Source organism: Gordonia mangrovi, assembly GCF_024734075.1.
In the GTDB taxonomy this organism is placed as follows: Bacteria; Actinomycetota; Actinomycetes; order Mycobacteriales; family Mycobacteriaceae; genus Gordonia; species Gordonia mangrovi.
The window spans coordinates 4,789,442-4,813,602 of sequence record NZ_CP102850.1; the positions used below are offsets into that span (position 1 = coordinate 4,789,442).

Sequence of the window (24,161 nt, forward strand, 5' to 3'; positions counted from 1 at the left end):
ACGGATGACAACTCGTGACCTTCGACCCTTGAAGGCGCGATCCTTGTTGTGCGAGACAGGATCTGGTGGTCCGGCGGGTCTGGGGGTGGCAACTCGGTTGCAGATGGATGAAGACGACGACACCGCGATCGCGGATTGGGTAGGTTGGTTGACGACATGACGGTAATCACTGAGAGTCGCATCGCCGGTGTGGTGCGCGCAGCCGAGGCGGTGCTCTCGCACCGGGCCGGTGCCCCCGTCACCCTCGCCGATCCGGAGGACCTCGGCGGCAGTGGCCGCACGGTCGTGGTCCGGGCGCGGGTGCTGGCCAATCCCTTGTCCATGGATCGCACCCTGGTCATCAAGGTGCTCCCCGCCGACGAGGATCCGCGCGCCTTTCATCGCGAACTCGCCTCCTACAAGTACGCCAACGCGTTGCCGAACGAGTCCCGGCCGGGACCGCAGCTGATCGCGTCGGATCCCGAGTCCCGCGTGCTGGTTCTCACCGACCTGGGCCACGGCCGTTCGATGAACTCGCTGTTGGCCGGGACCGATGCGGTCGAGGCCTCCCACGGGGTCAGCGCATGGGGACAGGCGCTGGGTCGAATGCACGCCGCGACGGTCGGTGGTGAGATCGACTTCCTGGCCATCCTGCGTCGTGACGCTGCGGGTTCGGAGGATGTCGACATCCTCGCCGAGTCCGCCGGTCGCGCCGTCGCCGACGCGCCTGCGCAGATGACGCGTCTCGGTGTACAACTCCCCGACGATGTGCGTACTCGTCTGGCCGCGGGATGTGACCTCTTCTCGGACGGGGACCACCGCGCCTTCAGTCCCTCCGACGTCGGTCCGGAGAACATCCTGCTCAACGACGACGGTGTCCAGTTCATGGACTACGAATGGGGCGGTTTCCGCGACGCCACCCTCGATATCGCCTACGCCCTGGTGACCTGCGGCGCACAGCTCTCGCCGGTGAACGCCGGGCATCGGGCCGATCTGGAGGTCGCGCTGGTCGACGCCTGGCGATCCGAGGTGCACGCGATCTGGCCGGCCCTGCGTCGGGACGTCGACTGTGCCCGCAAGATCCTGACCGCGCGACTGCTCTGGACCTGGTTGTCCACCACCTGGATGCTGCCCGCGCAGGACCTGGCCGCCGTGGCGGAGATCCGTCAGATCAACCGGGCCGGCTTCGTGGTCAGCCCGGCCGGCTACACCCACGACTGGGCGTTGCACACCAATGACCCGCGAGTGGTGGTGGCCCGGTGGACCGACCTGTCTGCGGCGGCGGTACGCGGCGGGGATCCGACGATCGCCGAATTCGCCGCGGAACTCGGGGCGGCTCTGCAGCGCACCTGGCTGACCTGACGCCGGACATGGATGGGCTCTTCGACCCACCTGCCGGTACGCGCGCCGAGCCAGGTGGTGCTGTGCCCGGGGGTCTGGTGTCCGGCGCGTCGTCGGCGCTGACCGGCGAGCCGTCGTCCACGGCGCCGCTCGCGGTCCGGATGCGGCCGCGGTCGCTCGACGAGATCGTCGGCCAGCAGCACCTGCTCGGCGCCGGATCGCCGCTGCGTCGCCTGATCAACGGGTCGGGTGCGGCCTCGGTGATGCTCTACGGACCCCCGGGCACCGGCAAGACCACGATGGCCGCGCTGATCTCGCGTGCCACCGGCGGCCGGTTCGAAGCCCTGTCCGCGTTGTCGGCGGGGGTCAAGGAGGTGCGGGCCGTCATCGACGTGGCGAGACGGCGGCTGGTCGACGGCCAGCAGACCGTCCTGTTCATCGACGAGGTCCACCGGTTCTCCAAGACGCAGCAGGACGCGCTGCTCGATGCGGTGGAGAACCGGATCGTGCTGCTGGTCGCCGCGACCACGGAGAATCCGTCGTTCTCGGTGGTCGCGCCGTTGCTGTCCCGGTCGCTGGTGCTGCAACTGCGTTCGCTGACCGACGCCGACATCCGCGAGGTGCTCGGCCGGGCGCTGTCCGACCCGCGCGGCCTCGACGCCCGCGTCGAGGTGACCGACGCAGCGCTCGATCACCTCGTCGCGGTGGCCGGCGGAGACGCCCGCCGCGCCCTGACCGCGCTGGAGGCCAGCGCGGATGCCGCACTACGGGCCGAAGACCAGGACGGGGACTCCATCGGTGAGGACGGCGAGGCCGGCGACGCGGCCACACCGGCGGTGCCCCTGATCGACGTCGCCGATGTCGAGGCGGCGATCGACCGAGCCGCCGTGCGCTACGACCGTGACGGTGACCAGCACTACGACGTGACCAGCGCGTTCATCAAATCGATCCGTGGTTCCGACGTCGACGCCGCGCTGCACTATCTGGCCCGGATGATCGCCGCGGGGGAGGACCCACGCTTCATCGCCCGTCGGCTGATGATCCACGCCAGCGAAGACATCGGTATGGCCGATCCGATGGCACTGCAGACCGCCGTCGCCGCAGCGCAGGTGGTCGCCCTGGTGGGCATGCCGGAAGCCCGCCTGGCACTGACCCAGGCGACCATCCACCTGGCGACCGCACCGAAATCGGCCGGGGTGGTCTCCGCCATCGGCGCCGCGATCGCCGATATCGAGGCCGGGAAGTCGGGCGCGGTGCCGGCACATCTGCGCGACAGCCACTATGCCGGTGCGAAGGGCCTGGGCAGTGGCATCGGCTATCGCTACCCCCACGACGACCCCGACGGCGTCCTGGCACAGCAGTACCCGCCCGACGATCTCGTGGGCGTCGACTACTACCACCCCACCGACCACGGCCACGAGCGCGAGATCAGCGCACGGCTGGGCAAGTTGCGCTCCATCGTGCGGGGTGTCACCGGGCGGGCGCGTCGACGGTAGGCTGGTGTGTCGACCAGCCCGGACGCGGCGATCGCGCGGGCAGCGGCCCACGTCGACCGCGTGACCGACCACCACCTCAAGGACGAACTCAGTGCAGACGCATGACATCAGGCAGCGCTTCCTGGATCACTTCATCAAGGCGGGACACACCGAGGTGCCCAGCGCCTCGCTGGTCCTCGACGATCCGAACCTGCTGTTCGTCAACGCGGGCATGGTGCCGTTCAAGCCGTACTTCCTCGGCGAGCAGACGCCGCCGTTCGACCGCGCCACCAGCGTGCAGAAGTGCGTGCGCACCCTCGACATCGACGAGGTCGGCATCACCACCCGACACAACACCTTCTTCCAGATGGCCGGCAACTTCTCGTTCGGCGACTACTTCAAGCGCGAGGCGATCGAATTCGCCTGGACGCTACTGACCAACAGTGTCGAAGAGGGTGGCTACGGGATCGACCCGCAGAAGCTGTGGCCGACGGTCTACCTCGACGACGACGAGGCCGAGGCGATCTGGCGCGACGAGATCGGGGTGCCCGCCGAACGCATCCAACGACGTGGACTCAAGGACAACTACTGGTCGATGGGTGTGCCCGGCCCCTGCGGGCCGTGCTCGGAGATCTTCTACGACCGCGGACCGGCCTACGGCGTCGAAGGCGGACCCGAAGCCGACGAGGACCGCTACATCGAGATCTGGAATCTCGTGTTCATGCAGAACGTCCGCGGCCCGGGCGGCGGTAAGGACAACTACGAGATCCTGGGCCCGCTGCCGAAGAAGAACATCGACACCGGGATGGGGATCGAACGCGTCGCGTGCATTCTGCAGGGTGTCGACAACGTTTACGAGACCGACCTGCTCAAGCCGATCATCGACCTCGCGTCGCGGCTGACCGGTCGTGCCTACGGCGCCGGAAACCACGACGATGACGTGCGGTTCCGGGTGATCGCCGACCATGCCCGGACCGCGGCGCTGCTCATCGGCGACGGTGTGCTGCCCGGCAACGACGGTCGCGGCTACGTGCTGCGGCGCCTGCTGCGGCGGGTGGTGCGGTCGGTCCGGCTGCTGACCGCCGGGAGTGAAGCGAGCGGGGTGGTCCCGACAGCCGCCGAACAGCCCACGATGGACGATTTCATCTCGCTGGTCGTCGACACCATGTCACCGTCGTATCCGAACCTGGCCGAACAGCGCGACCACATCATCGACGTCGCCGTCGCCGAGGAGGCGTCGTTCAGCAAGACCCTCGCCGCCGGCTCGAAGCTGTTCGCCGACGCCGCGACAGCGACCAAGGCTGCCGACCGCACCACCATCAGCGGGGACGACGCATTCACCCTGCACGACACGTACGGGTTCCCGATCGACCTCACCCTGGAGATGGCCGCCGAAGCCGGCCTCGCCGTCGATCGCGAGGGTTTCACCGCGCTGATGGCCGAGCAGAAGCAGCGCGCCAAGGCCGATGCGACCGCTCGCAAGTCCGGCCACGCGGACCTGTCGGTGTACCGCGAGTTCCTCGACCGGGGTCCGACGATGTTCACCGGTTTCGACGAACTGGTGTCCGAGGCGAAGGTGCTCGGCCTGGTCTCCGACGGTGCGCGCGTGCAGAGCGCCGCGCCCGGCCAGGAACTCGTGGTGGTGCTCGACCGGAGTCCGCTCTATGCCGAATCCGGGGGTCAGATGGCCGATGTCGGCACCATCACCACCGGTGACGGTGTCCGGCTGCGGGTCACCGACGTACAGAAGGCCGGAAAGTCCGTGTGGCTGCACAAGGTCACCGTCGACGAGGGAGAGATCGCCGAGGGCGACGAGGTCATCGCCGCGGTGGATCAGTCCTGGCGCCACGGCGCGACGCAGGGGCACTCCGGAACCCACATGGTGCACGCTGCGCTGCGTGAGGTCCTCGGGCCCACCGCGACCCAGGCCGGGTCGCTCAACCGCCCGGGTTATCTGCGGTTCGACTTCCATTCCGGAAAACCGTTGTCGGAGAGTCAGCGACGCGAGATCGAGGAGATCAGCAACGCCGCGGTCGAGGCCAACCATCCGGTGCACACCTTCGAGACCGGACTGACCGAGGCCAAGCAGATGGGCGCGATCGCGCTGTTCGGCGAGAACTACGGTGACGTCGTGCGGGTGGTCGAGATCGGCGGACCGTTCTCGATGGAGCTGTGCGGCGGCACCCATGTCGCGTCGTCGGCCCAGATCGGCCCGGTCACCGTCATCGGCGAATCGTCGGTGGGCTCCGGTATCCGGCGTGTCGAGGCCTATGTCGGGATGGATTCCTTCCGGTATCTGTCCAAGGAACGCGCCTTGATGGCCGGACTCGCGTCGTCGCTGAAGGTGCCGTCCGACGAGGTGCCGGGACGCGTCGAGCAACTGGTGACGCGCCTCAAAGACGCTGAACGTGAGGTCGAGCGGTTGCGCGCGGACTCCGCTCGCTCCGCCGCCGGAGGCCTGATCGACTCGGCGACCGCCTCGGGAGACACCCTGCTCGTGGGCGGTCTCGTGCCGGGCGGACTCGACGCCAACGGCTTGCGTGGGCTGGCGACCGATCTGCGTGGCAAGGTGGGTGATCGGCTCGCGGTGATCGCACTGTTCGCGCCGAGCGCCGACGGCGCCAAGGTCCCGTTCGTGGTCGCCACCACCGAGGCCGCGCGCGGCCGGGGCATCAAGGCCGGAGACCTCGTGAAGGAGGTCGCTCCGCTGGTCGGCGGGCGCGGCGGCGGCAAACCCGATCTGGCCCAGGGCGCGGGCTCGGACCCGGCCGGCATCGACTCCGCGATGGCGCGGGTGCGCGAACTCGTGCGGGATCGATGAGCTGGACTCGCGGGCGGCGTCTGGGGGTCGACGTCGGTTCCGTGCGGGTCGGGGTCGCCGTCTGTGATCCCGATGGCATTCTCGCCACCCCGGTCGAAACGGTGCAGCGCACGCCGCGTACCGACGCCGACCTCGCGCGGATCGCCGCGCTGGTCGAGGAGTACGAAGCGGTCGGCGTCGTGGTGGGACTGCCGAAGACGCTGCGCAACGAGAGCGACACCGCAGCCGGATTGGCCCGCGACTTCGGTGACCGCCTCGCCGAGCGGATCGCACCCGTGTCGGTGGAGTATCACGACGAACGGCTGACGACCGTCACCGCGACCCAGGCGTTGCGGGCCAGCGGAGTCAATGCCAAGTCCTCGCGCGCCGTCATTGATCAGGCGGCTGCGGTCGCTATCCTGCAGGGGTGGCTGGATACGCGACGATGACTTCTGCATGCGCCCGGCCAGCCGGCACAACGCAATTCGCGATCGCAAAGAGTGTGTTTCCGACGATCGAATCATGCCAGATCCGGGGAGGAATCGCTCGGTGACCGACGAACGCCACCGACCGAGGCGGCACGATCTGTCCGATCAGCCCACCGAACAACTCGAGCTCGACCGGCTGCGGTACTTCACGCAGCCAACCGACGGCAAGCCGACCACCCGACACCGACGGCGCCGCGCGGTCACGGGAGAACCGTCGCCGACCGGTCCGCAGCCGGTGGTAGAGCAGTCGGCGACACCGCCCTCCCGTGACCCGTATGGGACCGATCCGCACCGAGCCGACGCAGCGGCAGGCACCGGAAGGTGGCCCGCGCCGCCCGCCCAAGGCCGGCCGATCCGACCGCAACCCGAACCGGTGGCGCCGCCGGCCGGGCACATCCACGATTCCGACGAAGCGATCCGGATCCGTGCCGGTGAGTTCGACGACCCCATGCGGCGCGCGGTACCGCACCGGGTCCCGCCCCGCTCCGTCGCCGCCACACCCACGTCGCCCGCCGCAGACCCGGTCGTCGCCGGCGACCGCGCCGAAGGTGTGCTCGACCTGTGGGACGAGCCCGACGACGTCGACCACCGGGAGCCCCGTCGCACCGGCCGATCGGCCAAGGGTCCACGGCGGTCAGGTCCGGCCACACCCGGCCGGCTACGTAAACGCGTCGTATTGGCCATCGTGCTCACCTGCATGCTGATCCTCGTCGTCGGAGTCGGATTCGTGGGTCTGCGGGCGTTCGGAGCGTTCGAGAACACGAAGGACTACACCAACACGGCAGGTACCGCCGATGTGGTGGTGGACATTCCGCAGAACTCGACGCTGATGGACTTCGGTCAGATTCTGCAGGATAACGATGTGGTCGCCAGCGTCCAGGCCTTCATCGACGCCGCCGACGGACAGCCGATGTCCGGCGGGTTCTACAAAATGCGCACGCAGATCCCGGCGGCGACCGCGGTGGAGATGATGACCGACGGCAACGCGCATCGGGTCGGGCGCATGGTGGTTCCCGAGGGTCTGCAGTTGGACAACAAGGAAGGCGTGGACGGCAAGATCACGCCGGGCATCTTTCAGATGATCGAGAACGCGACAGCGGTGACCGTGAACGGACAGCGGATCGGGACCGACGTGGCCGCGCTGGAAACGGCCGCCGCCGAGGACACTCCCGAACAACTCGGCGTACCGGATTGGGCGCGTCCGACGGTGCAGGATCTCACCGGCGATCATCGGCGGATCGAGGGTCTCATCGCACCCGGAACATGGGAGACCATCGACCCCGAACACACGCCGACGCAGATCCTGCGCGAGCTCATCACCGCCAGTGCCGCCCGCTTCGAGCAGTGGGGTCTGCTCGAACCGCACGACTCCGGCCTGACCCCGTACGAAACGCTGGTCACGGCGTCGATAGTGGAACGTGAGGTCACCAACCCCGACGACTATGCAAAGGTCGCCCGGGTGATCCTGAATCGGTTGGACAAGGGGCAGCGGCTGGAGATGGACTCCACCGCGAATTACACCGCCGCGGTCACCAACATCGACGTCTACGGCGAGGCGTACCGCGCGGACAACGAATGGAACACCTACCGGATCGAGGGGTTGCCGGCCACTCCGATCGGCGCGGTCGGGGAGCGGGCGCTGACCGCCGTCGAGTACCCCACCCCTGGTGACTGGCTGTACTTCGTCACCATCGACCAAGACGGCACCACCCTGTTCGCCGACACCTTCGCCCAACACCAGCGCAACCGGGACAGGGCCTGCGACAACGAGTTGCTGACCACCGGGTGCAGCTGAGCGCCATGACACCCACAGCACGACGGGCCGCGGTGCTCGGATCGCCGGTCGGTCATTCGCGCTCACCGGACCTGCACCTGGCGGCGTACCGCGCGCTCGGGCTCGTCGACTGGACCTATGACCGCATCGAGTGCACCGCCGAACAACTACCAGAGCTGGTGTCGGGGCTGGGGCCGGAATTCGTCGGTTTGTCGGTGACGATGCCGGCGAAACTGGCCGCCCTGGCGTTCGCGGATGAACGCACTGCGCGCGCCGAGTTGGTCGGCTCGGCCAACACACTCGTGCGCACCGACCGCGGCTGGCGGGCGGACTGCACCGACATCGACGGCATGACCGGGGCACTGCGAGCGGTCGGCGTGGACCCCACCGAAAACCCGACCGCGGTGCTGGTGGGCGCCGGTGGGACGGCGTTGCCGACAGTCGCCGCCCTGCATGACACCGGATTCACCGAGCTGACCATCGTCGCCCGCGACCCGGCACGGGCCGCGCCGGTCGTCGAGGTCGCCACCGAGGTGGGGATGGCTGCCGAGGTGATCGGCTTCGTCGACGGACCCGAACTCGCCCGGCACGCCGGCACGTGCGGGGTCGTGGTGTCGACAGTGCCCGCAGACGCCGCGACGGGCCTCGTCGCTTCGCTCTCGGCGGCCGCGCGGTTGGTCGACGTGATCTATCACCCGTGGCCGACGCCGTTGGCAGCAGCCGTGTCGGCGGCCGGCGGACGCGTCGTCGGCGGTCTGGTCATGCTGCTCAACCAGGCCTACAGCCAGGTGGAGCAGTTCACCGGGCGGCCGGCCCCGCGGGAGGCGATGGCCGCGGCGCTCGACACCGGCTGAGCCCCGCCGCGGGCCGGTCGCCTGTGGATGGAATTCCGGCGCGGCGTGGGTTCTGGACCACGATCGACGGATGTGTCTGTGGATCGTGCTGATGTGGCTGTCCCGCATCGCCGAGGTCGACCTGAACACCCGTCGCATCCCGACGTCGTCGCTCTGGCCGGCGATCGCCGCGACGCTCGCGTTCACCGGGGCCCAACCGACGGTCGGCCTCGCGGCACTCGTGACCGCAGCGCCCTATGCCCTCGCCGCCGCCGCGGGCCTCTGCGGCGGTGGCGATGTGAAGTTGGCGTTCGTCCTCGGCGGCCTGCTCGCCGACGTCGCGGCCGGTCTGCTCGTGGTGCTTCTCGCCGCGGTGCTCGGGCTCGCCGCGCATGTCGTCACCCGGAGGCGTGACGGGCTCCCGCACGCCCCGGCACTGGTGGCCGCGACGGTATGTGTGCTGGCGTCGGGTGGGTGGGCCATCTGATGTCGAGGCATCACACGCTGTGACCCGGGGGGTGCGTACCGAGGGCCCCGGACGCCACATGGAACAATTGATCCTTGTGTTGCGCTGGATAACTGCCGGAGAATCGCATGGCCCGGCCCTGGTCGCCCTTGTCGAGGGGATGGTGGCCGGTGTCGAGGTCACCTCGTCCGACATCGCCGAACAACTCGCCCGTCGTCGCCTCGGCTACGGCCGTGGCGCCCGGATGAAGTTCGAGGCGGACAAGATCACCATCGTCGGTGGTCTTCGGCACGGCCGCACCATGGGCGGCCCGGTGGCCGTGGAGATCGGCAACACCGAGTGGCCCAAGTGGGAGACCGTGATGGCGGCCGATCCGGTGGATCCGGCCGAACTCGAGGGCAGCGCCCGCAACGCGCCGCTGACCCGGCCTCGCCCGGGACACGCCGACTACTCCGGCATGCTGAAGTACGGATTCGACGATGCCCGGCCGGTCCTGGAGCGCGCCAGCGCACGCGAGACGGCGGCGCGGGTCGCCGCCGGGACCGTGGCCCGCAACTTCCTGCGCCAGGTGCTGGGCATCGAGGTGCTCTCACACGTCATCTCGATCGGCGCCAGCGAACCCTACGACGGTCCCGCACCGCACTACGCCGACCTCCCCGCGATCGACGAGAGCCCCGTGCGTGCTTTCGACCCCGGATCGGCCGACCTGATGATCGCGGAGATCGAGTCGGCGAAGAAAGACGGCGACACCCTCGGCGGCGTCGTGGAGGTGGTCGCCACCGGAGTGCCGGTGGGGCTGGGCTCGCACGTCAGTGGCGAGACGCGACTCGACGCGCGGCTGGCCGGTGCGCTGATGGGCATCCAGGCCATCAAGGGCGTCGAGGTCGGTGACGGTTTCACCACGGCGCGCCGCCGCGGCAGCCAGGCGCACGACGAGATGGTGCCCGGCCCGGACGGCGTGCTCCGTTCGACCAACCGTGCCGGCGGTCTCGAAGGCGGAATGACCAACGGCGAGGATCTGCGGGTGCGGGTCGCGATGAAGCCGATCTCGACGGTTCCGCGGGCGTTGTCCACCGTCGACATGGAGACCGGAGACGAGGCCGTCGCCATCCATCAGCGCTCTGATGTCTGTGCGGTACCGGCGGCCGGCGTGGTCGCCGAGGCGATGGTCGCGTTGGTGCTCGCGCAGGCGGCGCTGGAGAAATTCGGTGGCGACTCGGTCGCCGAGACCGGCGACAATGTCGCCGCCTATCGCAAACGGGTGGACTCGCGCCCGCCTCGCTCATGACCGGCGACCGCGTCGACCGCGCTCCGTCGGCGGTACTGATCGGCTTCATGGGCGCCGGGAAGTCGACGGTCGGCCGTATCCTCGCCGATCGACTGGGTGTCGACTTCATCGACACCGACACCGAGATCGTGCGCACCACCGGCCGCAGCATCCCGGACATCTTCACCACCGACGGACCGCAACGCTTCCGCGAGATCGAATGCGACGTGGTGCTCGGCGTGCTGCGCACCCATCGGGGTGTGATCGCGCTGGGTGGCGGGGCCGTGATGACGCCCGCCATCGAGTCGGCGCTGGCGGGCCACCGCGTGATCTACCTGCGCATCGACGCCGACGCCGGCTTCGCCCGGGTGGCCGACAGCGACCGGCCACTCATCGTCGGTGACGATCCGCAGACGCGGTACGCGGACCTGCTCGCCGAGCGTGACGCCACCTATACGCGTGCAGCGGTGTTCACCGTGGACGCCGCCGCCGGTGACGCCGGCACGGTGGCCGACGAGATCCTGACCGAACTGGCCCACGCCCTGGTGGGAGAACGAGTGGGAGAAAGAGCCGTGAACTCATGAGTGGGGACCACCCGACCGAACCGACGGCGATCACCGTCAACGCCGGATCGCCCTATGACGTGATCATCGGCCGCGGCCTGCTCGACGACGTCGCGGTCGCCGCCACCGGGGCCGACCGGATCGCCATCCTGTATCAGCCCACGCTGGCCCAGACCGCGGAGCAGATCCGGGCCTTCTTGGCCGACAAGGGATTCGACGCGCACCGCGTCGAGATTCCCGATGCCGAGGCGGGCAAGGACCTCTCGGTGGCGGCATTCTGTTGGGATGTCTTCGGTCGGATCGGGCTCAAACGCAACGACAAGGTGATCAGCCTCGGTGGAGGTGCGGCGACCGACCTGGCCGGGTTCGTCGCGGCCACCTGGATGCGCGGCATCGGCGTGATCCACATCCCCACGACCTTGCTGGCGATGGTCGACGCCGCGGTCGGCGGAAAGACCGGCATCAACACCGACGCCGGCAAGAATCTGGTCGGTTCATTCCACGAACCCGATGCGGTGCTGATCGACACCGCCACCCTCGAGACCGTCCCGCACAACGAGGTGGTCGCCGGACTCGCCGAGGTGATCAAGACCGGCTTCATCGCCGACCCGGTGATCCTCGACCTCATCGAGGCCGATCCGGTCGCCGCCGTCGACACCGCCGGCACCGTGCTGCCCGAACTGATCCGGCGTTCGGTGCAGGTGAAGGCCGACGTGGTGTCCGCGGACCTCAAGGAATCCTCGCTGCGCGAGATCCTCAACTACGGGCACACGCTGGGCCATGCGATCGAACGTCGGGAGCGGTATCGATGGCGCCACGGGGCCGCCGTCTCGGTCGGCCTGGTGTTCGCGGCCGAACTCGCCCGTCTGGCCGGACGTCTGGACGACGAGACCGCCGATCGCCACCGGGCGGTCCTCGACCTGGTGGGTCTGCCGACGACCTACGATCCCGATGCCCTGCCGGACCTCCTGGAGACGATGTCGGGAGACAAGAAGAACCGATCGGGTGTGCTGCGGTTCGTCGTCCTCGACGGCCTCGCCAAGCCGGGCCGGCTCGAGGGCCCCGACCCGGGACTCATCGCCGCCGCGTACTCCGCGATCGCCGGTCAGGCCCCCGCATCCGGCGGCGTCCTGCTCTGAGCCGTGCGAGGCGCCGGTAGGGAAGGGGGCGGCGCGCGCCTCAGCTCGCGGCGTGCTCCGGATCGCGCTCCGCGTGCACCGACCAGTCCTCGTCGGCATCGGCTCTGCGCTGATCGCGACGGACGATCCAGCGGCCGACCGCCGCACCGGTGAAGGCGGGCACGAACACCAACAGGGCGGTGAACGACCCGCCGGCGATCAACTCGATGAACAAACTGCCCTCGCCGATCCCGGCGAAGACGTAGCGGCCGAGAATCCAGCTGATGAGACCGGCCACGACACCGGCGAGCAGTCCGGCCTGCAGCCAGCGCACCGTCAGGTCCTCGTAGTCGTCGGGGTCGGGATTGGCCCGGGCGTCGGCGACGCCGTCGACCCCGCCCCACAGCAGCGCGACGAGCACGACCGCCGCGATGGCGATGGTCTTCCACACGGTCGTGTGCAGGGGTGCATTGACCACTGCCACACCGAGGAGCACACGGGCGACGACGTGTACGGCGGTCATCACCAGACCGCGGGGCAACCACGAAGACATAGCGGACAGGGTACGCAACCTGGAACGTGTTCGAAAACACATCCCGGTCAACGGGCCCGGCGGTGGCGCCGGCACCGGGGCCCCGGTGCCGGCGCGGTAGCGTGAAGGGATGTCCGCCACAGCCATGACCAGTGACTATCGGGCCCGCCGCGACCGCTTTCGTGACCAACTCGCCGGATCGGACCAGCCGGTGGATGCCTTCGTCGTCAGCGATCTGGTCAACGTCGGCTACCTGACCGGATTCACCGGCTCGAATGCTGCGCTGCTCATCGGCGCCTCGGCCGATGCCGACCGCATCTGCACCGACGGCCGCTACCGAACCCAGGTCGGCGAACAGTCGGGTGATCTCGAGGCCGTCATCGCGCGCGACTGCCTCACCGAACTCGCCCGGCAGGCCCGCGCAGCGGGCGCCGCCACCATCGGCTTCGAAGGCGACGCCGTCACCGTCGCAGCACATCGCGCACTCATCTCCGCACTCGACGATGCGAGCGGCCCGGTGCCCGAGCTGGTCGCCCACACCGGCGCGGTCCAACGACTCCGTATCGTCAAGGACGCTGGTGAGGTCGACCTGCTGCGGGCGGCCTGCACGATCGGCGACAAGGCACTGGCGACGATCATCGAACGGGGCGTGATCCGCCCGGGAGCCACCGAGCGTGACGTGGCCCGATCGCTCGAGTGGGAGATGTACGCCCTCGGTGCCGACGACATCGCGTTCGAGACCATCGTCGCGGCCGGTGCCAACTCCGCGATCCCACATCATCGGCCCACGCAGGCGGTGCTCGCCGACGGCGACTTCGTCAAGATCGACTTCGGCGCCGTGGTCGGTGGCTACCACTCGGATATGACCCGCACCTACGTGCTCGGTCGTGCGGCCGACTGGCAACGCGAGATCTACGACCTCGTCGCGCAGGCACAGGCGGCCGGCCGGGCGGCGTTGCGGCCGGACGCCGAGCTGCGTGAGGTCGACGCCGCCGCCCGATCGGTCATCGCCGACGCCGGGCACGCCGAGCACTATGTCCACGGACTGGGCCATGGTGTCGGACTGCAGATCCACGAAGCGCCCGGAATCGGCGCGCTGGCGACGGGTACACTGCCATGCGGCGCGGCGGTGACCGTGGAGCCCGGCGTCTACCTCCCCGGCCGAGGTGGCGTCAGGATCGAGGACACCCTGATCGTCACCGACGATGCACCGGAGCTGCTGACCGCCACCGACAAGACATTCACCGTCATCTGACGGGTTGTCCGCGACATTCATCGACGACTGCAAGGGAAGAACACCACATGGCGACCACCGCCGACTTCAAGAACGGCCTCGTGCTGCGCATGGACGACCAGCTTTGGCAGATCCAGGAGTTCCAGCACGTCAAGCCCGGCAAGGGGCCGGCCTTCGTGCGTACCAAGATCAAGAACGTGATGTCGGGCAAGATCGTCGACAAGACCTTCAATGCCGGCGTGAAGGTGGAGACCGCGACCGTCGACCGCCGCGACATGACCTACCTCTACAACGACGGCACCGACTTCGTGTTCATGGACGGCGAGACCTTCGAGCAGATCTCCATCACGCCGGAGACCCTGGGTGACGGTGCGCGCTTCATGCTGGAGAACATGACCGTGCAGGTGTCGATGCACGAGGGCAATCCGCTGTTCGTCGAACTGCCGGTCACCGTCGAGTTGCTCGTCGAGCAGACCGATCCGGGTCTGCAGGGTGATCGCTCCACCGGCGGCACCAAGCCCGCGACCATGGAGACCGGCGCCGAGATCCAGGTTCCGCTGTTCATCAACACCGGCGACAAGCTGAAAGTCGACTCGCGCGACGGCAGCTACCTCGGTCGCGTGAACGCCTGACCGAGCCCGACCCGTGAAACAACCCGGTACCCGACACAAGGCCCGTCGCCGCGCGGTCGACCTGCTGTTCGAGGCGGAGGCCAAGAAGGTCACCGCGACGCAGCTGGTCGCCGAGCGCCGCGAGTACGTCCGCGACGACGAGAGCGTGGGGACGATCCACGACTACACCGCGACCGTCATCGAGGGATTGGCCGCCGATCTGCCGCAGGTGGACGCGGTGGTCTCCTCACACCTGAAGGGGTGGACCCTGCAGCGTCTGCCCGCGGTCGATCGGGCGATTCTGCGCCTGGCGACGTGGGAGCTGTTCAACTCGACCGACGTCGATCCGATCGTCGTCGTCGACGAGGCGGTGGAACTGGCCAAGGAGCTGTCCACCGACGATTCGCCGGCGTTCGTCAACGGAGTCCTGGCGCAGATCGCGGAGCTGGCGCCCCAGGTGCGTGCGGCCGCCGCAGCCGACGAGACACATCGCCGGGATTGACCCCCGAACGGCACGCAACGGGTCGCGAGTGACGACGCAGAGACGCTCGCGCGAGGACGAAGTGTAAAGTCTTCCGAGACAGACATCCTTTAACGATCCGTCCCGCGAGGCGGAGAAGGAGGTCGGCTTGGTCATGTCAACAGACAGCGCCCCGCCAACCGATGGTTCCCGCCCGCCCGGTCGGGTGTTGCTCGATGATTCCGACGTCGCCCGCACCATCGCGCGGGTGGCCCACGAGATCATCGAGAAGACCGCGCTCGACTCCGCGGACGGCCCGCGCGTCGTCATCATCGGCATCCCCACCCGAGGCACCTACCTCGCCTCCCGGTTGGCCGCCCGCATCAACGAGTTCGCGGGCACCGATGTGCCGGTCGGCTACCTGGACATCACGCTCTACCGCGACGATCTGCGGGCCCAACCGCATCGCCCGCTGGAACGGACGGTGGTTCCGTCCGGCGGCGTCGACAACGCCATCGTCATCCTGGTCGACGACGTGCTGTACTCCGGCCGCACCGTGCGGGCCGCACTGGACGCGTTGCGCGATCTCGGACGACCGGCCGCGGTGCAGCTGGCAGTACTGGTCGACCGGGGGCATCGAGAACTGCCTCTGCGCGCCGACTACGTCGGCAAGAACATTCCCACCTCGCGGGACGAGAACGTCTCGGTTCATCTCGAGGAACACGACGGTGTCGACGAAGTCGTGCTCAGCGCTGCCAAGTCACCGCAGATTCCGCACCCCGGAGGCGGCGACTGATGCGCCACCTGCTGACCACGCAAGATCTGTCGCGCGACGAGGCGACCGGACTGCTCGACGAGGCCGAACGATTCGAGCAAGCACTCACCGGCCGCGAGGTCCGCAAACTGCCGACCCTGCGTGGCCGCACCGTGATGACGGTGTTCTACGAGAACTCCACGCGTACCCGGGTGTCGTTCGAGGTGGCCGGGAAGTGGATGAGCGCCGACGTCATCAACGTCAGTGCCTCGAGCAGTTCGGCCGGCAAGGGTGAGTCGCTGCGCGACACGGTCAAGACCCTGCACGCCGCCGGCGCCGACGCGCTGATCGTGCGACATCCGGCCAGCGGCGCGGCTCATCAGATCGCGGCGTGGACCGCCGATGACGACGGTGCGGGACCGGCGATCATCAACGCCGGCGACGGGACCCATGAACATCCGACGCAGGCGCTGCTCGACGCCCTGACCTTGCGGCAGCGTCTCGGCTCGCTCGACGGTCGACGTATCGGCATCGTCGGCGACGTCCTGCATTCCCGGGTGGCCCGGTCCAACGCCCACCTGTTGGCCACCCTCGGCGCCGAGGTGGTGCTGATCGCGCCGCAGACGCTGCTGCCGGTCGGAGTCGATCAGTGGCCGGTGACCGTCTCCCACCATCTCGACGCCGAATTGCCCACGCTCGACGCGGTGATGATGCTGCGCGTACAGGCCGAGCGGATGAACGGCGGCTTCTTCCCGAGTTCGCGCGAGTACTCGGTCCGCTACGGCCTCAACGATCGACGGCTGGCCCTGCTCGACGACGACGCGGTGGTGCTGCACCCCGGGCCCATGCTGCGCGGTATGGAGATCGGCTATTCGGTGGCGGACTCGCCGCGGGCGACGGTGCTCGAGCAGGTACGCAACGGAGTGCACGTACGGATGGCGGTGCTGTTCCGGCTGTTGGTCGGCACGGGCAGCCCAGGAACTCAATGATGAGGAGATCGCAGTCAGTGGAGACGGCGCAATGAGCATCCCGGCAACCGGATCGGTACTGATCGCCGATGTCCGTCCCTACGGTGAGGGCGACCCGGTCGACGTACTCGTCGTCGACGGCCGGATCGCGCAGATCGGCGCCGACCTGTCCGCACCCGACGGCGCCGACCGGATCGACGGCGGCGGCGCGGTCCTGCTGCCGGGGTTCGTCGACCTGCACACCCATCTGCGGGAGCCGGGACGCGAGGACACCGAGACCATCCGCACCGGTTCGGCCGCGGCCGCGCTCGGCGGCTACACCGCGGTGTTCGCCATGGCCAACACCGATCCCGTCGCCGACAACTCGACGATCACCGACAACGTCTGGCGCACCGGTCGCGACATCGGCCTGGTCGACGTTCACCCGGTGGGGGCGGTCACGGTGGGACTGGCCGGCACACAGCTGGCCGAGATGGGCATGATGGCCGCCGGCGTCGCCGGCGTCCGCATGTTCAGCGACGACGGCAAATGCGTCGACGACCCGCTGTTGATGCGCCGTGCGCTGGAGTACGCGAAGAGCCTCGACGTGCTGATCGCGCAGCACGCCGAGGAGCCCAGGCTCACCGTCGGCGCGATCGCACATGAGGGCCCCAACGCCGCTCGGCTCGGGCTGACGGGCTGGCCTCGGGCCGCCGAGGAGTCGATCGTCATCCGCGACGCACTGCTCGCCCGCGATGCCGGGACCCGGGTGCACATCTGCCATGCCTCGACCGAAGGCACCGTCGAACTGCTCCGGTGGGCACGGGAGCAGGGCATCGCGATCAGCGCGGAGGTCACCCCACATCACCTGTTGCTCGACGATTCCCGACTGGCCACGTACGACCCGGTGAACAAGGTGAACCCGCCGCTGCGCGAGACCCGCGACAACGACGCGCTCCGCCGCGCCCTGGCCGACGGCGTCATCGACTGTGTGGCCACTGATCACGCGCCGCATGCCGCACAGGAGAAGGCCTGCGAGTTCGCCCAGGCCCGTCCCGGCATGCTGGGTCTGGAGACCGCGCTGCCGATCGTCGTCGACACCATGGTGAACCCCGGTCTGCTCGACTGGCGCGGTGTTGCCCGGGTGATGAGCGAACGCCCGGCGCAGATCGTCGGGCTCGCCGACCAGGGCCGTCCGATCGAGGTCGGCGAGCCCGGATCGCTCACCCTCGTCGATCCGGACCGTTCCTGGGTGGTACGCCCGGACGAACTCGCGAGTCTGTCGCGTAACACGCCGTATGAGGCGATGACCATGCCGGCGACGGTGACCGCGACCGTGCTGCGGGGTGTGGTGACCGCCCGCGACGGTGAGGTCACCCGATGAGCGGTCTCGAGGTCGTCGTGGTGGTGGTCGTCATCGTGGTGTGGCTCGGTCTGGTCGCCCTCGCCCTGCGCGGGTGGCGCAACCGCGGACGCCGTCAGGCAGACGCCATCGGCACGCCGCCGGCGGTACCCGAGGGGCTCACTCCGGCCACCCGCGGGCCGGACACCGGCCTGTACGTCGGTAGCACCATCGCACCGAGCTGGCAGGACCGCGTCGCCGTCGGCGACCTGGGGGACCGTGCCGCCGCCGAGATCTCGGCCCACGCCGACGGCATCCTCATCGGACGACAGGGAGCCTCCGACATCTGGATTCCACGGTCGTCGATCACCGCCGTCCGGACCGAACGTGGACTCGCCGGCAAGGTGATGACCGCCGACGGCGTGCTGGTGATCCGCTGGGTCCTGCCCAGCGGGACCGAGATCGACTCCGGCCTGCGAGCCGATGACAAGACCATCTATCCGGGGTGGGTGAACGAGTTCGCCGACGCCGGAAGCGCACCCGGAGCAGCCGGGCCCGAAGACACCGAACAGGGGAATGATCAATGAGCACAGCAGTCCTGGTGCTGGAGAACGGACAGGTGTTCCGCGGGCTGCCCTACGGCGCGGTCGGCGAGACCCTGGGTGAGGCGGTGTTCTGCACCGCGATGACGGGGTACCAGGAGACCCTCACCGATCCGAGCTATCACCGGCAGATCGTGGTCGCCACGGCGCCGCAGATCGGCAACACCGGATGGAACGACGAGGACGGGGAGAGCACCGGCAGCGCCGGCAGTGACTCGGCCACCGGTGATTCCGGCAAGATCTGGGTTGCCGGGTACGCGATCCGCAACCCCACCCGACGGGTGTCGAACTGGCGGGCAACCACCTCGCTGGAGGACGAACTGCGCCGCCAGCAGATCGTGGGCATCGCCGGTATCGACACCCGCACGGTGGTGCGCATCCTGCGTGACCACGGCTCGATGCGGGCCGGCGTGTTCTCCGGGGCTGCGCTGGCCCCCGACGACGAACTCGTTGCGCGGGTGCGCAATCAGCCGCCGATGAAGGGTGCCGACCTCGCCGGTGAGGTCACCACCGAAGCGTCCTACGAGGTGAGCCCGAGCTCCGCCGACCGTGAGACACGATTCACCGTGGCGGCCATCGATCTCGGAATCAAGACGAATACGCCGCGGATGTTCGCCCAGCGGGGGGTGCGAGTACATGTCCTGCCGTCGAATTCGGGACTCGACGCGATCACCGCGCTCAACCCCGACGGGGTGTTCCTCTCCAACGGACCCGGGGACCCGGCCACCGCGGACACCGCGGTGGAATTGACCAGGGGAGTGCTGGGCGAAGGGTTGCCGCTGTTCGGCATCTGCTTCGGCAACCAGATCCTCGGCCGGGCGCTGGGCCGCGACACGTACAAGATGAAGTTCGGTCACCGGGGCATCAACATCCCGGTCATCGACCACACCACCGGCAAGGTGTCGATCACCGCGCAAAACCACGGCTTCGCCCTCGAAGGCGAGGCCGGCGAGGAATTCGACACCGATTTCGGCCGCGCCCGTGTGAGCCACGTCTGCGCCAACGACGGGACCGTCGAGGGTGTGGAATTGCTGTCGGGACAAGCATTCTCGGTTCAATACCATCCGGAGGCGGCGGCCGGACCGCATGACGCCGCCTACCTGTTCGACAAGTTCGTCACCCTACTCGAGGGCGACCGTGCACGAGGAACGAGTGCCTGATGCCACGCCGCGAAGACATCTCCCACGTATTGGTCATCGGCTCCGGGCCGATCGTCATCGGCCAGGCCTGCGAGTTCGACTACTCGGGCACCCAGGCCTGCCGGGTGCTCAAGGCCGAGGGGCTGCGGGTCAGTCTGGTGAACTCCAACCCGGCGACCATCATGACCGACCCCGAGTTCGCCGACGCCACCTACATCGAGCCGATCACGGCCGAGTATGTCGAGAAGGTGATCGAGGCCGAACGCGACGCCGGCCATCCGATCGACGCGGTGCTGGCCACGCTCGGCGGGCAGACCGCACTGAACACCGCAGTGGCGCTGCACGACCGCGGTTCGCTGGACAAGTACGGGATCGAACTGATCGGTGCCGACTTCGATGCCATCCAGCGTGGTGAGGACCGGCAGATGTTCAAGGACATCGTCGCCCGGGTCGGCGGGGAGAGCGCGCGGTCGGCCGTCTGCCACACCATGGACGAGGTGTACGACACCGTCGAGGATCTCGGTTACCCGGTGGTGGTGCGGCCGTCGTTCACCATGGGCGGACTCGGGTCGGGTATGGCGTATGACCGCAACGACCTCGAGCGAATCGCCGGCGGCGGACTGGCCGCCTCGCCCACGGCGAATGTGCTGATCGAGGAATCCATCCTCGGGTGGAAGGAATACGAACTCGAGCTGATGCGTGACAACCGCGACAACGTCGTGGTGGTGTGTTCGATCGAGAACGTGGATCCGGTCGGCGTGCACACCGGCGATTCGGTGACCGTCGCGCCGGCGATGACCCTGACCGACCGCGAGTACCAGATCATGCGTGACCTCTCGATCGCCATCCTGCGTGAGGTCGGCGTCGACACCGGCGGCTGCAACATCCAGTTCGCACAGGACCCCCGCGACGGCCGTCTGGTCGTCATCGAGATGAATCCGCGTGTGTCGCGGTCGTCGGCGCTGGCATCGAAGGCCACCGGCTTCCCGATCGCCAAGATCGCCGCGAAGCTGGCCATCGGCTACAGCCTCGACGAGATCGTCAACGACATCACCAAGGAGACGCCGGCCTGCTTCGAGCCGACCCTGGACTACGTGGTCGTGAAGGCGCCGCGGTTCGCCTTCGAGAAGTTCCCCGGCGCCGACGACACGCTGACCACCACCATGAAGTCGGTGGGTGAGGCGATGAGCCTGGGTCGTAGCTTCGCCGAGTCGCTCGGCAAGGTGATGCGGTCGCTGGAGACCAAGGCGGGCGGCTTCTGGACCGAGCCGAATCGGCCCGACCCGGCGACGCTGGACCTCGATGCCCTGCTGGACTCGCTGAAGACACCGAAGGACGGGCGGCTCTACGGCCTGATGCTGGCGTTCGAGGCGGGTGCCTCGATCGAGCAGCTCTACGAGGCCACCGGGATCGACCCGTGGTTCCTCGCCGAGATCGGCGGCGTCGCCGCACTCGGCGCCGATCTCCGGGATGCCGACACCCTCGACGAGTCGCTGCTGCGCCAGGCCAAGAGCACCGGCTTCTCCGACCGCCAGATCGCGGCGCTGCGCAGCGATTTCGCGGACGAGGCGGCGGTGCGGGAATTCCGTCTCGGGCTCGGTGTGCATCCGGTCTACAAGACCGTCGATACCTGCGCGGCCGAGTTCGAGGCCAAGACGCCGTACCACTACTCGACCTATGAGCTCGACCCATCCGCCACGAGTGAGGTCGCGCCGCAGCCGGACCGGCCCAAGGTGCTGATCCTCGGGTCGGGTCCCAACCGGATCGGTCAGGGCATCGAATTCGACTATTCGTGTGTGCACGCCGCGCTGACGTTGTCCGAGGCCGGCTACGAGACCGTGATGGTCAACTGCAACCCGGAGACGGTCTCCACCGACTACGACACCGCTGACCGCCTGTACTTCGAGCCGCTCACGTTCGAGGACGTCCTGGAGGTCTACCGGGCGGAATCCGAGTCGGGCACCGTCGCCGGTGTCATCGTCCAACTGGGCGGGCAGACCCCGCTCGGCCTGGCCCACCGGCTGGCCGCGGCGGGTGTGCCCATCGTCGGGACCAGTCCCGAGGCGATCGATCTGGCCGAGCACCGCGGCGAGTTCGGCAAGGTGCTGACCGCGGCCGGACTCCCGGCGCCCGCCTTCGGTACCGCCACCAGTTTCGACGAGGCCCGCGCGACCGCGGCGCGGATCGGATACCCGGTGTTGGTGCGGCCCTCCTATGTGCTCGGTGGCCGGGGCATGGAGATCGTGTACGACGAGAAGTCCCTGGAGGACTACATCTCCCGTGCCACCGAACTGACCGAGGACCATCCGGTGCTCGTCGACCGTTTCCTCGAGGATGCCGTCGAGATCGACGTCGACGCGCTGTGTGACGGCAACGAGGTCTACATCGGCGGCGTGATGGAACACATCGAAGAAGCCGGAATCCACTCCGGCGACTCGGCGTGCGCGCTGCCGCCGGTGACCCTCGGACGGTCCGATCTCGCCATGGTCCGGGCCTCCACCGAGGCACTGGCCAAGGGCATCGGGGTACGGGGGTTGCTCAACGTGCAGTACGCCCTGAAGGACGACATCCTCTACGTCCTCGAGGCGAACCCCCGCGCGAGCCGTACCGTGCCGTTCGTCTCGAAGGCGACGGCGGTGCCGCTGGCCAAGGCCTGTGCCCGGGTGATGCTGGGCGAGACCATCGCCGAGCTGCGCAACCAGCGGGTGCTGCCCGCCGACGGTGACGGCGGCGATTCGCCGGTGCACGCACCGATCTCGGTGAAGGAGGCGGTGCTGCCGTTCAACCGGTTCCGGCGCCACGACGGCACCGGGGTCGATTCGTTGCTGAGCCCGGAGATGAAATCGACCGGCGAGGTGATGGGGATCGACGCCGACTTCGGTCAGGCCTTCGCCAAGTCGCAGACCGCCGCGTACGGGTCGCTGCCCACCAGCGGTGCGATCTTCGTGTCCGTCGCCAACAAGGACAAGCGAGCGCTCATCTTCCCGGTGAAGCACCTCGCCGACCTCGGTTTCGACATTCTGGCGACCGAGGGCACGGCAGATGTGCTGCGGCGCAACGGGATCGAATGCCGCACCGTCCGTAAGCATTTCGAGGCGGCCGACGGTGTGCAGACCATCGTCGACATCATCCGCGCCGGGGAGGTCGCGATGGTGATCAACACCCCGTTCGGCAACTCCGGACCGCGTGTGGACGGCTACGAGATCCGCAGCGCCGCGGTGTCGGTGAACATCCCGTGCATCACCACGGTGCAGGGTGCGAGCGCCGCGGTGCAGGGCATCGAAGCCGCCATCAACGGTCAGATGGGTGTGCAGTCGCTGCAGCGACGGCATGCGGTGCTGGTGAATCGATGACGACGTCGGCACCCCACGGCTACGCGTCGCGCCATCGCGCGGCGGTCGGGCAGCGCGGTCGGCTGTGCGCCGGGATCGATCCGCACACCGAGTTGCTCGAGCAGTGGGGACTGCCGGTCTCTGCCGCCGGGCTGGCGCAGTTCGCCGACATCTGTGTGGAGGCGCTCGCGCCGGTGGCCGCGGTCATCAAACCGCAGGTCGCGTTCTTCGAGGTGTTCGGGGCCGCCGGTTTCACGGTCCTCGAACGCGTCATCCGGGATTGTCGGCAGGCGGGTGCGCTGGTGCTCGCCGACGCCAAACGCGGCGATATCGGCACCACCATGGCGGCCTACGCATCGGCGTGGCTCGACGACGGTGCGCCGCTGTGTGCCGACGCCGTCACCATCTCGCCGTACCTCGGGTTCGAAGCGCTCCGGCCGGCCCTGGACGCGGCGAGCGCCGCGCAGCGGTGTGCCTTCGTCCTGGCCCGGACCTCCAATCCGGATGGGGCCGAAATCCAGCTCGCCGACGCGGGCGGTCGCGCGGTGGGGCAGACGATCGTCGACGCCGCGACCGCCGAGAACGCGGACGGCAGCGGATCGGTCGGGCTCGTCGTCGGCGCGACACGCGCACACGGTCTGGACCTCGCGTCCCTGCAGGGGCCGATCCTCGCACCCGGGCTGGGAGCGCAGGGGGCCACCCCGGAGGACCTACCCGAGGTCTTCGCCGGCGCCGACACCCGCTGGCTGGTCCCCGCGAGCAGCCGGGGAGTGTTGCGCGCCGGGCCCGACGTCACCGCCCTGCGCGATGCGTTCACGCACACGCGGGACGCGGTGGAGAAGTCACTCGGCTGACCACCAGGTTCTTCCCCCGGGTGTCGTTTCGTCCTCCGCGAGCAGGTGGGGGAGGAAACGACACCCGGGGGAAGAACTTCGCCATCTCCGACTCCGGGCCCGTCGTGCACACAGCCGCGACACGCGCGACGCGGAGCCGAATCCGAGAAACACCTTGATTGCCACTCGCGTCACACACGTATCACCGCAGGCCGGCGCGTGTATCGGCGTCCATCGGTGCGGTCGCATGACGGCGCTCAGCCCACCCGGG

21 protein-coding genes are annotated in these 24,161 nt (G+C 68.7%); 20 read left to right on the top strand and 1 reads right to left on the bottom strand.

What is annotated here, in order from left to right:
* The first annotated feature begins 156 nt into the window (after nucleotides 1–156).
* From NWF22_RS21740 to aroB, 10 genes are all read left to right on the top strand, one after another.
* Nucleotides 157–1,341 (top strand): aminoglycoside phosphotransferase/choline kinase family protein, encoded by a 1,185-nt coding sequence (locus NWF22_RS21740; RefSeq protein WP_160902434.1) that lies wholly within the window; start codon nucleotides 157–159, stop codon nucleotides 1,339–1,341.
* An 8-nt stretch (nucleotides 1,342–1,349) separates the two neighbouring features.
* Complete coding sequence (locus NWF22_RS21745; protein WP_160902433.1) at nucleotides 1,350–2,816, top strand: replication-associated recombination protein A; 1,467 nt, start codon at nucleotides 1,350–1,352, stop codon at nucleotides 2,814–2,816.
* Nucleotides 2,817–2,907: 91 nt separating this feature from the next.
* On the top strand, nucleotides 2,908–5,616 hold the full coding sequence (gene alaS, locus NWF22_RS21750) for an alanine--tRNA ligase (RefSeq protein ID WP_160902432.1): 2,709 nt from the start codon (nucleotides 2,908–2,910) through the stop codon (nucleotides 5,614–5,616).
* Nucleotides 5,613–6,044 (top strand): Holliday junction resolvase RuvX, encoded by a 432-nt coding sequence (gene ruvX, locus NWF22_RS21755; RefSeq protein WP_160902431.1) that lies wholly within the window; start codon nucleotides 5,613–5,615, stop codon nucleotides 6,042–6,044. The genes alaS and ruvX overlap by 4 nt, the downstream gene beginning before the upstream one ends.
* A 100-nt stretch (nucleotides 6,045–6,144) precedes the next feature.
* A complete protein-coding gene (gene mltG / locus NWF22_RS21760; RefSeq protein WP_258321242.1) occupies nucleotides 6,145–7,878 on the top strand; it encodes an endolytic transglycosylase MltG in 1,734 nt (577 codons plus the stop codon).
* Nucleotides 7,879–7,883: 5 nt separating this feature from the next.
* Nucleotides 7,884–8,711, top strand: a complete 828-nt coding sequence (locus tag NWF22_RS21765) for a shikimate dehydrogenase (protein ID WP_160902429.1) — start codon at nucleotides 7,884–7,886, stop codon at nucleotides 8,709–8,711.
* 70 nt (nucleotides 8,712–8,781) lie between these two features.
* On the top strand, nucleotides 8,782–9,177 hold the full coding sequence (locus NWF22_RS21770; protein ID WP_160902428.1) for a prepilin peptidase: 396 nt from the start codon (nucleotides 8,782–8,784) through the stop codon (nucleotides 9,175–9,177).
* A 58-nt stretch (nucleotides 9,178–9,235) separates the two neighbouring features.
* A complete protein-coding gene (gene aroC / locus NWF22_RS21775) occupies nucleotides 9,236–10,444 on the top strand; it encodes a chorismate synthase (RefSeq protein WP_160902427.1) in 1,209 nt (402 codons plus the stop codon).
* Complete coding sequence (locus NWF22_RS21780; RefSeq protein ID WP_160902426.1) at nucleotides 10,441–11,007, top strand: shikimate kinase; 567 nt, start codon at nucleotides 10,441–10,443, stop codon at nucleotides 11,005–11,007. The genes aroC and NWF22_RS21780 overlap by 4 nt, the downstream gene beginning before the upstream one ends.
* On the top strand, nucleotides 11,004–12,125 hold the full coding sequence (gene aroB, locus NWF22_RS21785) for a 3-dehydroquinate synthase (RefSeq protein ID WP_160902425.1): 1,122 nt from the start codon (nucleotides 11,004–11,006) through the stop codon (nucleotides 12,123–12,125). The genes NWF22_RS21780 and aroB overlap by 4 nt, the downstream gene beginning before the upstream one ends.
* Before the next feature lie 40 nt (nucleotides 12,126–12,165).
* Here aroB and NWF22_RS21790 read toward each other — a convergent pair whose 3' ends face one another.
* Entirely contained in the window at nucleotides 12,166–12,657 is a 492-nt protein-coding gene (locus tag NWF22_RS21790; protein WP_160902424.1) for a B-4DMT family transporter, read from the bottom strand.
* A 109-nt stretch (nucleotides 12,658–12,766) separates the two neighbouring features.
* Here NWF22_RS21790 and NWF22_RS21795 point away from each other — a divergent pair, with 109 nt between their 5' ends.
* From NWF22_RS21795 to pyrF, 10 genes are all read left to right on the top strand, one after another.
* A complete protein-coding gene (locus NWF22_RS21795) occupies nucleotides 12,767–13,891 on the top strand; it encodes a M24 family metallopeptidase (RefSeq protein WP_160902423.1) in 1,125 nt (374 codons plus the stop codon).
* 47 nt (nucleotides 13,892–13,938) lie between these two features.
* Nucleotides 13,939–14,502: an elongation factor P gene (gene efp, locus NWF22_RS21800; protein WP_160902422.1), complete on the top strand. Its 564-nt coding sequence runs from the start codon at nucleotides 13,939–13,941 to the stop codon at nucleotides 14,500–14,502.
* A gap of 13 nt (nucleotides 14,503–14,515) precedes the next feature.
* A complete protein-coding gene (nusB, locus tag NWF22_RS21805; RefSeq protein WP_160902421.1) occupies nucleotides 14,516–14,983 on the top strand; it encodes a transcription antitermination factor NusB in 468 nt (155 codons plus the stop codon).
* Between the two features lie 133 nt (nucleotides 14,984–15,116).
* Nucleotides 15,117–15,737 (top strand): bifunctional pyr operon transcriptional regulator/uracil phosphoribosyltransferase PyrR, encoded by a 621-nt coding sequence (gene pyrR, locus NWF22_RS21810; RefSeq protein ID WP_160902420.1) that lies wholly within the window; start codon nucleotides 15,117–15,119, stop codon nucleotides 15,735–15,737.
* Complete coding sequence (locus tag NWF22_RS21815) at nucleotides 15,737–16,684, top strand: aspartate carbamoyltransferase catalytic subunit (RefSeq protein ID WP_160902419.1); 948 nt, start codon at nucleotides 15,737–15,739, stop codon at nucleotides 16,682–16,684. The genes pyrR and NWF22_RS21815 overlap by 1 nt, the downstream gene beginning before the upstream one ends.
* 31 nt (nucleotides 16,685–16,715) lie before the next feature.
* Nucleotides 16,716–18,026 (top strand): dihydroorotase, encoded by a 1,311-nt coding sequence (locus NWF22_RS21820; RefSeq protein ID WP_160902418.1) that lies wholly within the window; start codon nucleotides 16,716–16,718, stop codon nucleotides 18,024–18,026.
* Nucleotides 18,023–18,571 carry a PH-like domain-containing protein gene (locus NWF22_RS21825; RefSeq protein ID WP_160902417.1) on the top strand — a complete coding sequence of 183 codons (549 nt, stop codon included), beginning with the start codon at nucleotides 18,023–18,025 and terminating at the stop codon, nucleotides 18,569–18,571. Before NWF22_RS21820 ends, NWF22_RS21825 begins: the two co-directional genes overlap by 4 nt.
* Nucleotides 18,568–19,746, top strand: coding sequence for a glutamine-hydrolyzing carbamoyl-phosphate synthase small subunit (gene carA / locus NWF22_RS21830; RefSeq protein ID WP_160902416.1), 1,179 nt, complete (start codon nucleotides 18,568–18,570; stop codon nucleotides 19,744–19,746). Before NWF22_RS21825 ends, carA begins: the two co-directional genes overlap by 4 nt.
* The gene (gene carB / locus NWF22_RS21835; RefSeq protein WP_160902415.1) at nucleotides 19,746–23,078 is read left to right on the top strand and encodes a carbamoyl-phosphate synthase large subunit; all 3,333 of its coding nucleotides are present in this window, start codon (nucleotides 19,746–19,748) and stop codon (nucleotides 23,076–23,078) included. The genes carA and carB overlap by 1 nt, the downstream gene beginning before the upstream one ends.
* Nucleotides 23,075–23,911: an orotidine-5'-phosphate decarboxylase gene (pyrF, locus tag NWF22_RS21840; RefSeq protein WP_160902414.1), complete on the top strand. Its 837-nt coding sequence runs from the start codon at nucleotides 23,075–23,077 to the stop codon at nucleotides 23,909–23,911. The genes carB and pyrF overlap by 4 nt, the downstream gene beginning before the upstream one ends.
* Nucleotides 23,912–24,161 lie beyond the last annotated feature (250 nt).